Genomic DNA, 13,668 nt, shown 5'->3' with positions numbered 1-13,668 from the left:
CAAAATTATAGTCTGAGCTTGTTTATTTGTAAAGCAATAATCTAAAAAATGATCAAAATTTTCAGACAAAAAAAACGCCACGCTGGATTCCATGTGGCGTATAGAAATGCTTATCTATTTATAGGTAACCATAAATACCTGCAAAAAGGTAACCAAATACACAAGCAGTAAATACCCCGATTAACCCTGGCAATATAAAACTATGGTTAATCACAAATTTACCGATATGTGTTGTGCCTGAACGGTCGAATTGAATTGCTGCTAAGTCACTTGGATAAGTAGGTAAAATATAATAGCCGTAACACGCACTCGCAAACGCTAAAATAACACCAGGTTCAACGCCTATATTTAACGCAAGTGGAACAAACGCCACCAACGCCGCTGCTTGCGAGTTTACAAATTTAGAAATCAATAATAACATTACCGCATAAGTCCAAGGATGAGCACGTACGATATCACCTAATGCAGATTTCATCATTGGCGTATGCACCGCAAACATTGTTTCAGCCATCCAAGAGATACCAAACACCGCAACAAGGGCAATCATACCTGAACGGAAAATCTCATTTTTACTGATTTTACTCGCATCCATTTTGGTGAAAATTACAATCAATGCACCTGCAAGCAACATAAAGATCTGAATCACATTCACCATACCAAGTGGTGAAGATTTTTTCATCGTATCTTTTAACACGATAGTCGCATTTTCAATACTTTCCACTTTATCTTTTGCAGTAACAACTACTTTGCCATCTTCAACCACAATAGTTTGTTTCACGTTACCTTTTTCATCTAATACCTGCACGCTATCAAAAGTGGTTTTTGCTTTCGCTTTGTTATCTTTCACATCAAGTAACACTGTGCCATCTTTCGCTTGCGCGACAATTTTACCCTCTTTTACGTTGATGCTTTGAACTGGTTTATTATCAACCACAATCTCTACCACTTGAGCTGGCACGGTTTTATCAAAAGAAGGACGTAATTCTTTGAAATAACCTAATACCGCCACAACCATAATCGCACCGAAGAAAATCCACATCGCATTCCAGCTTGATTGCGGTAATTTTTTATCTAAAAGTGAAGCAGAATCACCATACACATATTTTTTGAACTCTGGATTTTTGATTTTTTCTTGGAACACAGGGTCTTTATCTAAATCTTTACCACGGAACCAACTGAAAATACCTATCGCTAACACACCGCAAAGGGTTGAAGGCACAGTAATTTTCAATAAATCTAAATAACCATCAAAACCTGCGAGAGGTGTTTTTGAATTCACTAAAAACGCTGTCAAAGTCACCACTGCAACCGATACCGGTGAAGCAATAATCCCTAACTGAGACGCAATTGAACTTGCCGCCATCGGACGCTCTGGGCGAATATCGTTTTTAATCGCAATGTCGTAAATAATCGGCAACATCGTATAAACCACGTGCCCTGTACCGCAAAGAATGGTTAACGTACAGGTTACAAAGGGTGCAAGAATACTCACATATTTCGGGTTTTTACGCAGCATTTTTTCCGCAATTTGCAACATTACATCCAAACCACCGCTGGCTTGAAGGGTTGCAGAGGTTACCACCACCGCAAGAATAGTAAGCATTACATCAATCGCAGGTTTACCTGGTTCAATCCCAAACCCAAATACCAACATGATTAAGCCAATCCCACCCAGCATTCCAAGTGCAATGCCTCCCTTTTTCGCTCCATAGAACAAACAGATCAACACAATCACAAGTTGAATTGCAAACTGCGTCCCTTCCCCTAAGTTCATTAGAAAATCCATAGATACCTCTATCTAGTTACAAATAAAAACGGAGCAAGTTTAGCATAAACTTCTCATAAAATTTGTGATCAAACTCAAACTATTTATTTAGGATCAAACTTATTACCAATTTTGAGAATTTTTTAACCGCTTGAAGAAGTCAAAAACAAAAAACCGTACAGGATTTCTCCCATACGGTTTTCTAAAATCAAACTAGTGATTTAAACTAGCAATTATAATGAAGCTTGATCAACAGCAACACCAGCACCCATTGTAGTAGAGATGCTTACTTTCTTGATGAACACACCTTTTGCTGTCGTTGGTTTTGCTTTAGTTAAAGCAGCCAATAATGCTTGAAGGTTTTCTTTTAATTGCTCTTCAGAGAAGTTCGCTTTACCGATTGTGGTATGGATGATACCGTTTTTATCATTGCGGTAACGAATCTGACCAGATTTCGCGTTTTTAACTGCTTCAGCAACGTTTGGCGTTACAGTACCTACTTTCGGGTTTGGCATTAAGCCACGTGGACCTAATACTTGACCTAATTGACCTACAACACGCATTGCATCTGGTGAAGCGATAACAACGTCGAAGTTCATTTCGCCTTTTTTCACTTGCTCTGCAAGGTCTTCCATACCTACTAAATCTGCACCTGCTGCTTTTGCTGCTTCTGCGTTCGCACCTTGTGTGAACACAGCAACGCGCGCTGTACGGCCTGTGCCGTGTGGTAACACAGTTGCACCACGTACGTTTTGATCTGATTTACGAGGATCGATACCTAGATTTACTGCAACGTCAACGCTTTCAACGAATTTTGCTGTCGCGAATTGTTTTAATACTGCGATTGCTTCGTTGATTTCATATGCTTTAGTAGAATCTACGCCAGCTTTGATTGCTTTCATTTTTTTAGTCAATTTAGCCATCGTATTATTCCTCCACCACTAAGCCCATTGAACGAGCAGTACCAGCGATTGATTTCATTTTCGTTTCGATAGTCGCGCCAGTCATATCTGCTGCTTTAGTTTCAGCGATTTGACGGATTTGATCTAAAGTTACTTTACCCACTTTATCTTTGTTCGGCTTACCTGAACCAGATTTGATACCTGCAGCTTTTTTCAATAATACTGCTGCTGGTGGAGTTTTAGTGACGAAAGTAAATGAACGGTCTGCATATACAGTGATAACTACTGGGATTGGTAAACCTTTTTCTAAGCTCTCAGTACGAGCGTTAAATGCTTTACAGAATTCCATGATGTTCACACCTTGTTGACCTAATGCAGGACCAACTGGTGGTGATGGGTTAGCCATACCCGCTGCAACTTGCAACTTAACGTATGCTTGGACTTTTTTTGCCATTTTTAAGTTTCCTCTAAGTGGGTGATAACGCAAGTTTAACTTGCTCCCCTATAATAAAAAGCACGATGTGCTACACAAAAATACGAGCCATATAAAATGGCTCGTAATTGATGGTGAATTTTACTGAAATTGTGATCGTTTTTCAAGCAGTTTTCGCTTTTTACAAATTTCTAATAAATTTCCACCGCTAAATAATCTATTACCCGTGTTGTTTTTCCACTTGGTTGAACTCAAGCTCAACAGGGGTTGCACGTCCGAAGATTGATACAGACACTTTAATACGTCCTTTTTCGTAATCCACTTCTTCCACTGTACCAGTAAAGTCTGCGAATGGACCTTCCGTAACACGCACACTTTCGCCTGGGAAGTATTCATTACGATGACGTGGTTTTTCTGCCGTTTCTTGTACGCGGTTAAGAATGCGGTCTGCTTCTTTTCTTGAAATTGGTGCGGGTTTATCTGCAGTACCGCCAATAAAACCCATCACACGTGGCACGCTACGAACCAACTGCCAAGTGTAATCGTTCATTTCCATTTCCACTAATACATAACCAGGGAAGAATTTACGTTCTGTTTTACGGCGTTTGCCGCCCACATTTTCAATGATTTCTTCAGTTGGCACTAACACTTCACCAAACTGATCTTCCATTTTATGTAATTTGATGTATTCACGTAAGGTTACCGCAACACGATTTTCAAATCCTGAAAATGCTTGGAGTACATACCAACGTTTTTTACTTACTTCTGTTGTTGTTTCTACTTCACTCATTTTGCTTAGCCTTATAGATTAGTAATGAAATTAATTAATGCCACGATAATAGTATCAAAGCCCCATAATACCAGTGAAACTACGATACACATTGCGATCACGATGAACGTAGTTTGCGTTGCTTCTGGGCGAGTTGGCCAAATAATTTTGCGTAATTCGGTGCGAGATTCTTTCATAAAACCAATCGCTTTTTGACCTTGGTTAGTTATTGCTGCAACAGCAACCGCACCAACCACTAAAACCACTAATAATAACACGCGAACAACCAGTGCAAAGTGTGAGGCAAAATAAGTATTACCAATCGCCGCCACCGCTAAAAGCACAATCGCCACAACCCATAATGTCGTATTTAAGCCCTTGCTTTTTACCCCTGCTTTTTCAATCTGTTCAGGAGCTTTTGTTTTTTTCTCAGTAGCCATATGAACCCTAAAATTTGTGTAGAAAATAGACGTCTAATTTTTTAAAGCGAGAGATTGTAGCATTTTTCTTAATTTTTAACACGATCTTTTGTAAAAAATGTATACACTCTCTGAAAAAGGTTAAGCAAGAACATAACCGCCATTTACCGATTTCACCACACCTAACAATTCCAAGTTTAGAAGTTCAACCAACAACATCGACACATCCATCTCTACCGCTTTGGCAATATCATCAATCGCTATCGGCTCAAAGCTAATCTGTTCGAAAATCTGCTGCTGGCAAGCGGTCATTTCTGGCAAAGCCTTTGCAACTGGCACGGCTGCCGATTTTGAAAAACGTGGCACAGAATCCACCGCTTGCGTTTGAGCTTCAAACAGCTCTGCTTGCATAGGCTCTCTTTGCAACTGATATTGTACTGCTTGCAAAATGTCTTCAATGCTTTCCGTCAATAATGCCCCTTCTTTAATGAGCTTATGGCAACCCGCAGAATAAGGATTTTGCACTGCATTTGGTAGAGCAAACACCTCCCGACCTTGTTCCAAAGCATAACGGGCAGTAATGAGCGATCCGCTGTTAATTGTTGCTTCCACCACTAATGTGCCTAACGAAAGTCCACTGATAATGCGATTTCGTCGCGGGAAATTCTCGGCAATCGGTGGCTGGTTAGGGAAAAATTCCGACATCAATGCCCCACCAGTCTCGATTATCTGCTCTGCTAATTTTTTGTGTCGTGCTGGGTAAACCTGTGCCAAGCCAGAGCCAAGTACAGCAATTGTGGTGCCCTTTTCTGCCACCGCTCGCTGATGACAAAAGCCGTCAATACCAATCGCCAAGCCGCTTGTGACCGCAAAGCCATTTTTAACTAATTCCGAGGCAAAATAGCCTGCCCAGTATTCGCCATAATGGGAAAAATCACGGCTTCCCACCATCGCAATTTGCGGTAAGCTCAAACTTTCTACCGAACCTTTCACGAATAATACGGGCGGAGCGGTGCTGATTTGACGCAGCAAAAAGGGATAATCATCATCAAACAAGGTCAGAATGCGGTTGCCTCCCTGCTCTGCCCACGAAAGTGCCGCATTAATCCACGCCTGATCCGGCTGAAACCAACGCTGGATTTGCTTTTCGTTCCAACCAATTTGCCGAAGTTGCTGTTTGTCGAATTGGCAAAATTGGTCGAAATCGATTTCCGCCAACAGGCGAGCGATTTTTTGAGCGCCGATTTGTGGCACTTGCAATAATTTGAGCAGAGAAACTAGATGCATTCTGAAATAAAGCCTAAAAAAAGAAAATTTCCCTAATCATAAGAAAAAGACTAAAATAGCCAAACTAAATCTTTTAAAATTTTCGAGCGAGATCACAAAAATGGCAGTATTAGAGGTCGTTTTATACCCAGATGAGCGACTTGCGACGGTGTGCGAACCCGTGGCAAAAGTCGATGCAGAATTAAACCAATTTATCGACGATATGTTTGAGACGATGTACGAACACGAAGGCATCGGGCTTGCCGCACCGCAAGTAGGCGTATTAAATCGTGTAATTACCATTGACATTGAAGGCGATAAAACCAACCAAGTGGTGTTAATCAACCCAGAAATTTTGGAAAGCGAAGGCGAAACGGGCATTGAGGAAGGCTGTTTGTCTATTCCAGGACACCGTGCGTTAGTGCCACGCAAAGAAAAAGTGAAGGTGAAAGCATTAAACCGCCAAGGTGAAGAGGTGATTTACGATGCCGATGGCTTGTTTGCGATTTGCATTCAACACGAAATCGATCACCTCAACGGCGTGCTGTTCGTGGATCACATTTCCGCCCTCAAACGCCAACGTATTAAAGAAAAAATGCAAAAGCTGAAAAAACAAATTGCGAGAGCGAAGTAAGTTTTTTGAGACAATTCCTAAGCTTGTCGAAGGATAAGTCGAAAATGGAAAGCAAATCAGCAACAAATTTTAACCATTTCTGCTGTTGAAATTTTAGGCGTAAATAAAAACCACCATTTAGGTGGTTTTTTTCGGTGCTTAAAAGTTAAGATTTCTTTTCCTTCTAAAGATAATCTGCATTGCAAATATGCAAACGCTGATTGCTTGGCTCAGGCTGTTCGCCTAATAATAAATTACGTAAGATTTCGAAGGCTTTAATCCATCCACATCTTGTAAAAACCAATTGTGCTCTGCCATGCAACACTCTTCTCTTTTTTTTTTCTGGCATCAACGTGTCGGATATATTCTTAAAAAGGAGCTTTATTCATAAAATAAGAGTAAAAATGAGGGAGCAATAAGTTTTCATTTTACTTTTTTCCATTTCAAGCGGTCAATTTTCGGCAAAAATTTGCAAATCCGCCCTGTTCAACCGATAATATCCCCAATTTTAATCAGCATAAGGAAAACCTATGATTATCGTAACTGGCGGCTTTGGTATGATCGGCAGCAATATCGTCAAAGCCTTAAATGAAATGGGTCGCAAAGATATTTTAGTGGTGGACAACCTAAAAAATGGAGAAAAATTCATCAATTTAGTAGATTTAGACATTGCAGATTATTGCGATAAAGAAGATTTTATTGCCTCAATTATCGCGGGCGACGATTTTGGCGACATTGATGCGGTATTCCACGAAGGAGCTTGTTCAGCTACTACCGAATGGGACGGCAAATACCTAATGCACAACAACTACGAATACTCCAAAGAGTTGTTGCATTTCTGCTTAGATCGCCAAATTCCGTTCTTCTATGCTTCAAGTGCTGCGACCTATGGCGGTCGTTTAGATAACTTTATCGAAAAACGCGAATTTGAAGGTCCGCTCAATGCGTATGGCTACTCAAAGTTCTTATTTGATGAATATGTGCGCAGAATCTTGCCTGAAGCGGATTCTCCTGTATGTGGTTTCAAATACTTCAACGTTTACGGCCCGCGCGAACAGCATAAAGGCTCAATGGCAAGCGTGGCATTCCACCTCAACAACCAAATGTTGAAAGGCGAGAACCCAAAACTTTTTGAAGGTTCAGAAGAATTTTTACGCGACTTCGTGTATGTAGAAGATGTCGCAAAAGTAAACATCTGGGCGTGGCAAAACAGCATTTCAGGCATTTACAACCTTGGCACGGGCAAGGCGGAATCATTCAAAGCAGTGGCGGAAGCGGTGATTAAATTCCACGGTAAAGGCAAAATTGAAACCATCCCGTTCCCAGACCACTTAAAATCACGCTACCAAACCTTCACTCAAGCAGATTTAACTGCCTTGCGTGCAGCGGGCTACACAGGCGAATTTAAGTCTGTAGCTGAAGGCACGGCAGCTTATATGGCGTGGTTAAATAAATAATAAAAAGAGCATGAATATAAAATTTCATGCTCTTTTTTCTCTTTATTTACTTTGTGTAGGTCTATTTCCTGATTTCATATATGAAATATACCATTTTATATTTTTAATATCTTCTTGAGATAATGTTCTTTCTACATATGCCTGTGTTCCAGATACTCTGACAATAACTGAATTTGCATTTTCTAATTTACTAATAAATTCGTCAGAAACACCATATATATTTCTTTCCATAACCATGCTTCCACCCATTATTTCTGTATTTGGCGTTGCTTGACCAGAAAATTTATAAATTTGTCCATCAATATTAAAAGCTATTTGATTGTTAAACAACCATCTACCACTTGCACTAAGCCAATCTGTACTTAAAGACCACGTCATTTTCCCTTCTTCAATTGACGTATTGATATAAAATCGCCCTGCTCCAGGTCCTCCGAACACGTTTTCTTGGTAATAAATTGGACTACTAAAATACCGATCTGTATTAGGTGTAAAGTTATCCTTATCAGCTTTATACGCTTTAAATTCAGATGATGCACACCCGACTAATACTGCTGTAATTAAAATTAAAAATAGCTTTTTCATATAAATTTCCTTAATAAACAATAAGACTAAATGCCTGTACTATGACAGAACCCTATTATTCAAAAAAAAAAGTCCCTTTTGTCAATATATATGCAAAAAAATTGTCGACTATGCATAATTTGTGCATAATCGACTAATTTAGTTGACTTATCTTAGCTTCGATATATCAAAGATTATTTCAAGCTACCGACCATATCTTCTGGGCGAACCCAAGCATCGAATTGTTCAGCGGTTAATAAGCCTAAGTTAATCGCTTCTTCTTTTAATGTTGTACCGTTTTTGTGAGCGGTTTTCGCAATTTTCGCTGCATTTTCGTAACCAATGTGGGTATTTAACGCCGTTACCAACATTAAAGATTGCTCTAATTGTTGTTTAATACGTGGATAGTTCGGTTCAATGCCTACGGCACAATGTTCATCGAATGATACGCACGCATCTGCTAATAATTGTGCAGATTGTAAGAAATTTGCGATCATTACTGGGTTATACACGTTTAATTGGAAGTGACCTTGTGAGCCCACGAATGAAATGGTGGTGTCGTTACCTAACACTTGTGCACAAACCATCGTCATCGCTTCGCATTGGGTTGGATTTACTTTACCCGGCATAATGGATGAGCCTGGTTCGTTTTCTGGAATTAAAATTTCACCGATACCAGAACGCGGACCTGACGCTAATAAGCGAATGTCGTTAGCGATTTTGAATAAACTCACCGCTAACTGTTTTAATGCTCCGTGGGTTTCCACGATTGCATCGTGTGCTGCTAATGCTTCGAATTTATTTTCTGCTGTTTCGAATGGTAAAGCGGTGAATTTTGCGATGTAATCTGCAACTAACACATCATAGCCTTTTGGTGTGTTCAAACCTGTGCCTACCGCTGTGCCACCTAATGCCAATTGACGTAAGTGTGGAAGCGTATTTTTCAGTGCGATTAAACCGAAGTGTAATTGTGCTGCATAAGCCGAGAACTCTTGACCTAATGTTAATGGGGTTGCATCCATTAAGTGAGTACGACCAATTTTCACCACATCTTTGAAGGCTTCAGATTTTGCTGCTAAGGTTTTTTGTAAGCGTTCTACCGCAGGAATGGTGGTTTCTACCACTTTTTTGTATGCTGCAATGTGCATTGCCGTTGGGAAAGTATCATTTGAAGATTGTGATTTGTTCACATCATCATTCGGGTGAATAATAGATTTTTCACCTAATTTACCGCCATGTAAAACGTGTGCGCGGTTTGCTACCACTTCATTCACGTTCATATTCGATTGTGTACCAGAACCTGTTTGCCAGATTACAAGCGGGAATTGATCGTCAAGTTTATTCGCTAGAATTTCATCACAGGCTTGTGCGATCAAATCGCGTTTTTCTGCAGACAACACGCCTAAATCGTGGTTAGCGAATGCTGCAGCTTTTTTCAAATAACCAAATGCTTCAATGATTTCGTGCGGCATTGAAGCTTCAGTCCCGATTTTGAAGTTATTGCGTGAACGTTCAGTTTGCGCCGCCCAGTATTTTTCTGCTGGTACTTGCACTTCGCCCATGGTGTCTTTTTCAATACGAAATTCCATAAAATACTCCGTGAGTTGTGAAAAGGGTTAAATAATACATTTGGGGTACATAGTACCGATTTCGTGCGGATTGAGCTATGGTTTTATGTTGATTTTATGATGTAGATCACATTTTTGACGAGTGATAGAAGGCAACACTCGTGGCATAATAAAAAACCGCCAGTAAAGGCGGTTCTATCAAAATCATCTCGTGCTATCAGCTGAGCAATGTTGTTGCTTGGCCATAGCACATTGCCTGATTACCTTAGTCCTATTATACCCTACTCCATTCAATTTCAAGCCTAACTTACTTCGCTCTCTTCGCACGCAACACGCGGCTAGCAAATAAGAATAAACCGAAGAGGAAGATGGCTAATCCAAGCACTTCCGCCGTGCCTTCCCAGTTTTCAAGATTTAAGGCAAGCGGTGCTTCAGAGCCACCTGAACTCACGGAAGCAGCGATCACAAACGCTAACACCACCCCCATCAAACTTTCGCCTACAATTAAGCCCGCAGAAAAGAGTGTGCCGAAACGTTCTGCTTTAGAAACCACGTCTTTATTACCCGTGCGTTTTGCATAGTTTGCGATATGACGGGTAATGCACCACGCTAAAAATGCCCCAATAATTACAGGCATATTGATTGATGGCGGTAAGTAGATACCGATACCCACGGCGATCACTGGCAAGCCAATTTTCTTGTCGCTGATTTTTTTCAAGAATGCATCAATCACAATCAACACGACACCTAAACCCACACCACTTAAAATGTAAGTCCATCCCAATTTATTCGAGAAAATCCCTTGTGAAATGGTGGTCATAATCGTTGCTTGTGGTGCAGATAACGCTTGTGCAGGATCCATATCAGGGCGAGGCAATGCACCGCTGAAACCGTAAGCGTGGTAGAGAATTTCAAGTACTGGGGCAATCACTAGCGCACCGACGAAACAGCCGATAATCAAGGCAACTTGTTGTCTCCACGGTGTCGCGTGAACGAGCAAGCCTGTTTTCAAATCTTGCAAGTTATCGTTTGAAATAGTCGCGGTCGTCAAAACGATAGATGCGGTGAAGAGCGTTAAAGCGGTCAAAAATTTCTGACCATCTACCGTTTCAAATAAACCTGCAGAGTTGCCGATAGTCACTAACACCAACGAAATCACGATCACTGAAATAATCCCGATACCTGAAATTGGGCTTGAAGATGATCCCACTAAGCCCGCCATATACCCCGAAGCTGCCGCGACGAAGAAGCCTATGAAGACTGCTAAGAAGGTACAAACCACCACCAATAACACCGCTAATTCTGGCGAAATTGGGGCGGCAGCGATGAAGTGATAAAGTGAAATCACAATCAAAGCAACCGTTGCGATTAAGATATAAATCATCGTTTTTGGCGAAAGGTCAATGTCAATGCGTTCCACCGATTCGCCCGCATTGCCTTTTAACATACGGAACGAATGCACCATCCCTTCAATCATCGGTTTCATCAAAATTAACAACGTCCAAATTGCTGCAATCCCAATGGTGCCCACGCCGATAAAACGCACTTTGGTTTTCCAAACCGTCATTGCTACATCCACCATATTCGCATCCGCTGCAATATCTGCGTGTGCGGTAAAATACGGCACGGCAACGCCCCAAGTAAGGACTACACCCAGCAACATCGCCAAACCGCCTACGATACCGATTAAGTAACCCGCACCGACTAACGCCAATGAGAAGCCCATCGGCAGTTGGAACATGGCTTTACCACTGCTTACCCACGCACTTGCACCATCAGCCACTATGCGTAAGCCATTAGTAAAAAAGGCGACCGTTGCTGCAAAAATCCCACCGTAAGCAATATCTTTCACGCCACTATCGCCCTCTCCGTGGTTGCCTGCTTTGAGAATTTCTGCCGCAGCCACGCCTTCAGGATAAGGTAAATCACTATTCACGACCATTGCACGACGAAGCGGAATGGTAAACAGCACGCCTAATGTACCACCAGCAGCACAAATCAACATTGTTTGCCAGAATGGAAAATCTTGCCAATAGCCCATCATCAACAAACCTGGTAACACAAAAATCACGGACGACAGCGTTCCCGCAGAAGACGCCTGTGTTTGTACCATATTGTTTTCAAGAATGCTGGAATCTTTAAAGAATTTCAGCACCGCCATGGAAATCACCGCCGCAGGAATGGAAGACGCAAAGGTCATCCCTACTTTCAGCCCTAGATAGACGTTTGATGCAGTAAACAGCACCGTTATTAACGCCCCCAACACCATCCCCCGCAGGGTTAGCTCTTTCAAATTATCATTATGCATAATGCGTTCCTTTATCAAAAATAAACGGGGTTACCTTCGCAGAAAATGCTAGGTTTTTCAAGCCTTGTTTAAAGAAAATATCCCAAATTTTAGTAATGAACAAATTTTATGCGGAAAAATGGAGGAAAAGCAGAGGAAAGTTTTTTCATTTGGAATATAACTATAAGCAATAAGAGTAACACAAACTTATGCTGATATTGGTATTGCATTTCGAGTTTTCAGCATTGAGCAGTAGCCTGATTTCATACCTGGAATAAAAGAGTAAAAGAATAAAAGAAAAACCCCTGTGTGCTCAGTTCAAGATCACATTGGGGCTTTATACTGAAAATTTTATTTTAGAGAAATTAAATTAATTTTTCCAATCTCCACAAGTCTGCAAAATCAGCCCTAGCTTTAATCAAGTGGGCTTTTGCACCGTCTACCAAAATTTCGACCGCTTGTGGGCGGGAATTATAGGTGGAAGACATAGTTGCCCCATATGCCCCTGCTGAACGCATAGCAATGAGATCGCCTTCGGCAATCGCTAATTCTCTGCCTTTGCCTAAGAAATCAGACGTTTCACAAATAGGGCCTACCACATCATAAACCGCTTTTTCGCGATCAAGCGATTGATTTACTTCGGTAATTTGCATATAGGCTTCGTAAAGGGCTGGGCGGATCATATCATTCATACCCGTATCCACAATCGCAAAATTGCGGTCTTCGTTTGATTTCAGATATTCCACTTTGGTCACTAAAATCCCTGCGTTTGCACTGATCGCACGCCCTGGCTCTAAAATAATTTCCAAGTTTGGGTAATTTTTTAATTTTACAAGCAACGCTTCAGTGTATTCGGTTGGATGTGGTGGTTCTTCACCGTTGTAAGGTACGCCTAAGCCACCACCTAAGTCTAGGTGATGTAGTTCGATGCCATCTTCTTTGAGCTGTTCCATCAACACGATTAAACGGTCGGTCGCATCTAAGAACGGCTGTAATTCGGTCAGTTGTGAGCCAATGTGGCAGTCCATTCCCGTAATTTTCACGTTCGGTAAGGTTTTCGCTAAGCGGTAAACTTCACGTGCTTGTTGTACGCTCACGCCAAATTTATTCTCTTTCAAGCCCGTGGAAATATAAGGGTGAGTTTTGGCATCCACGTCTGGATTAACACGCAGAGAAATTGGGGCGATTTTACCCATTTTGCCTGCCACTTCATTAATGCGGTGCAATTCAGGTATCGACTCCACATTGAAGCAACGAATACCCACGTCCAATGCACGCTCAATTTCACTGTGCGATTTTGCCACACCCGAAAAGACCACTTTTGAGGCTTCGCCGCCCGCAGCCAGTACACGCTCTAATTCACCCTGCGACACGATATCAAAGCCAGACCCGAGTTTTGCCATCACGTTTAACAGGGCAATGTTGGAATTTGATTTTACGGCAAAGCAGATTAAGTGCGGGTGCGAGCCAAAAGCGTTGTCAAAAGCGTGCCAATGGCGTTCAAGTGTTGCACGAGAATAGATATAAGCAGGTGTGCCGTGTTCGCTAATAATGTCAGCAATTGCCACATCTTCGGCAAAAAGTTGTTGATTTTTATATTCAAAATGGTTCATATAGTTTCCGTTGTG

At 41.4% G+C, this 13,668-nt stretch carries 12 protein-coding genes; 2 read left to right on the top strand and 10 right to left on the bottom strand.

Features of this window, described 5'->3' with window-relative positions:
- Positions 1 to 118 precede the first annotated feature (118 nt).
- The 6 genes from B0185_RS05625 to dprA all read right to left on the bottom strand — a co-directional run bounded on the left by B0185_RS05625 (position 119) and on the right by dprA (position 5,575).
- On the bottom strand, positions 119 to 1,786 hold the full coding sequence (locus B0185_RS05625; protein ID WP_039863082.1) for an anaerobic C4-dicarboxylate transporter: 1,668 nt from the start codon (positions 1,784 to 1,786) through the stop codon (positions 119 to 121).
- Positions 1,787 to 1,998: 212 nt separating this feature from the next.
- A complete protein-coding gene (gene rplA / locus B0185_RS05620; protein ID WP_005705958.1) occupies positions 1,999 to 2,688 on the bottom strand; it encodes a 50S ribosomal protein L1 in 690 nt (229 codons plus the stop codon).
- A gap of 4 nt (positions 2,689 to 2,692) precedes the next feature.
- Positions 2,693 to 3,121 (bottom strand): 50S ribosomal protein L11, encoded by a 429-nt coding sequence (gene rplK, locus B0185_RS05615; protein ID WP_005542594.1) that lies wholly within the window; start codon positions 3,119 to 3,121, stop codon positions 2,693 to 2,695.
- A gap of 199 nt (positions 3,122 to 3,320) precedes the next feature.
- Positions 3,321 to 3,890 carry a transcription termination/antitermination protein NusG gene (nusG, locus tag B0185_RS05610; RefSeq protein WP_005705963.1) on the bottom strand — a complete coding sequence of 190 codons (570 nt, stop codon included), beginning with the start codon at positions 3,888 to 3,890 and terminating at the stop codon, positions 3,321 to 3,323.
- Positions 3,891 to 3,901: 11 nt separating this feature from the next.
- The gene (gene secE, locus B0185_RS05605) at positions 3,902 to 4,309 is read right to left on the bottom strand and encodes a preprotein translocase subunit SecE (RefSeq protein ID WP_005705960.1); all 408 of its coding nucleotides are present in this window, start codon (positions 4,307 to 4,309) and stop codon (positions 3,902 to 3,904) included.
- A gap of 120 nt (positions 4,310 to 4,429) precedes the next feature.
- Positions 4,430 to 5,575, bottom strand: coding sequence for a DNA-processing protein DprA (dprA, locus tag B0185_RS05600; protein ID WP_005705992.1), 1,146 nt, complete (start codon positions 5,573 to 5,575; stop codon positions 4,430 to 4,432).
- Between the two features lie 100 nt (positions 5,576 to 5,675).
- Between dprA and def the strand changes: the two genes are divergently transcribed.
- Both def and rfaD read left to right on the top strand, forming a co-directional pair.
- Positions 5,676 to 6,188: a peptide deformylase gene (gene def, locus B0185_RS05595; protein WP_005705982.1), complete on the top strand. Its 513-nt coding sequence runs from the start codon at positions 5,676 to 5,678 to the stop codon at positions 6,186 to 6,188.
- 509 nt (positions 6,189 to 6,697) lie between these two features.
- Entirely contained in the window at positions 6,698 to 7,624 is a 927-nt protein-coding gene (rfaD, locus tag B0185_RS05590; RefSeq protein WP_005705937.1) for an ADP-glyceromanno-heptose 6-epimerase, read from the top strand.
- A gap of 42 nt (positions 7,625 to 7,666) precedes the next feature.
- Here the strand turns inward: rfaD and B0185_RS05585 are convergent, their stop codons facing one another.
- The 4 genes from B0185_RS05585 to lysA all read right to left on the bottom strand — a co-directional run bounded on the left by B0185_RS05585 (position 7,667) and on the right by lysA (position 13,653).
- Positions 7,667 to 8,206, bottom strand: a complete 540-nt coding sequence (locus tag B0185_RS05585) for a hypothetical protein (protein ID WP_005705984.1) — start codon at positions 8,204 to 8,206, stop codon at positions 7,667 to 7,669.
- 173 nt (positions 8,207 to 8,379) lie between these two features.
- Positions 8,380 to 9,774 carry a class II fumarate hydratase gene (fumC, locus tag B0185_RS05580; RefSeq protein WP_005705943.1) on the bottom strand — a complete coding sequence of 465 codons (1,395 nt, stop codon included), beginning with the start codon at positions 9,772 to 9,774 and terminating at the stop codon, positions 8,380 to 8,382.
- 286 nt (positions 9,775 to 10,060) lie between these two features.
- Entirely contained in the window at positions 10,061 to 12,061 is a 2,001-nt protein-coding gene (locus B0185_RS05575) for an OPT family oligopeptide transporter (protein ID WP_005705967.1), read from the bottom strand.
- 344 nt (positions 12,062 to 12,405) lie between these two features.
- On the bottom strand, positions 12,406 to 13,653 hold the full coding sequence (gene lysA / locus B0185_RS05570; protein WP_005705956.1) for a diaminopimelate decarboxylase: 1,248 nt from the start codon (positions 13,651 to 13,653) through the stop codon (positions 12,406 to 12,408).
- Positions 13,654 to 13,668: the final 15 nt, after the last annotated feature.

It is taken from the genome of Haemophilus parahaemolyticus, assembly GCF_002015035.1.
Lineage (GTDB): Bacteria > Pseudomonadota > Gammaproteobacteria > Enterobacterales > Pasteurellaceae > Haemophilus_A > Haemophilus_A parahaemolyticus.
Note: the sequence above shows the minus strand (reverse complement) of the source record. Positions and strands in the feature narration are given on the sequence as shown.

Bases quoted from the DNA above. Each gene is read 5' to 3' on its own strand.
- nusG (WP_005705963.1), bottom strand. From the start codon at position 3,890: ATGAGTGAAGTAGAAACAACAACAGAAGTAAGTAAAAAACGTTGGTAT.
- B0185_RS05625 (WP_039863082.1), bottom strand. From the start codon at position 1,786: ATGGATTTTCTAATGAACTTAGGGGAAGGGACGCAGTTTGCAATTCAA.
- dprA (WP_005705992.1), bottom strand. From the start codon at position 5,575: ATGCATCTAGTTTCTCTGCTCAAATTATTGCAAGTGCCACAAATCGGC.
- rplA (WP_005705958.1), bottom strand. From the start codon at position 2,688: ATGGCTAAATTGACTAAAAAAATGAAAGCAATCAAAGCTGGCGTAGAT.
- fumC (WP_005705943.1), bottom strand. From the start codon at position 9,774: ATGGAATTTCGTATTGAAAAAGACACCATGGGCGAAGTGCAAGTACCA.
- B0185_RS05585 (WP_005705984.1), bottom strand. From the start codon at position 8,206: ATGAAAAAGCTATTTTTAATTTTAATTACAGCAGTATTAGTCGGGTGT.
- B0185_RS05575 (WP_005705967.1), bottom strand. From the start codon at position 12,061: ATGCATAATGATAATTTGAAAGAGCTAACCCTGCGGGGGATGGTGTTG.
- secE (WP_005705960.1), bottom strand. From the start codon at position 4,309: ATGGCTACTGAGAAAAAAACAAAAGCTCCTGAACAGATTGAAAAAGCA.
- rplK (WP_005542594.1), bottom strand. From the start codon at position 3,121: ATGGCAAAAAAAGTCCAAGCATACGTTAAGTTGCAAGTTGCAGCGGGT.
- def (WP_005705982.1), top strand. From the start codon at position 5,676: ATGGCAGTATTAGAGGTCGTTTTATACCCAGATGAGCGACTTGCGACG.
- rfaD (WP_005705937.1), top strand. From the start codon at position 6,698: ATGATTATCGTAACTGGCGGCTTTGGTATGATCGGCAGCAATATCGTC.
- lysA (WP_005705956.1), bottom strand. From the start codon at position 13,653: ATGAACCATTTTGAATATAAAAATCAACAACTTTTTGCCGAAGATGTG.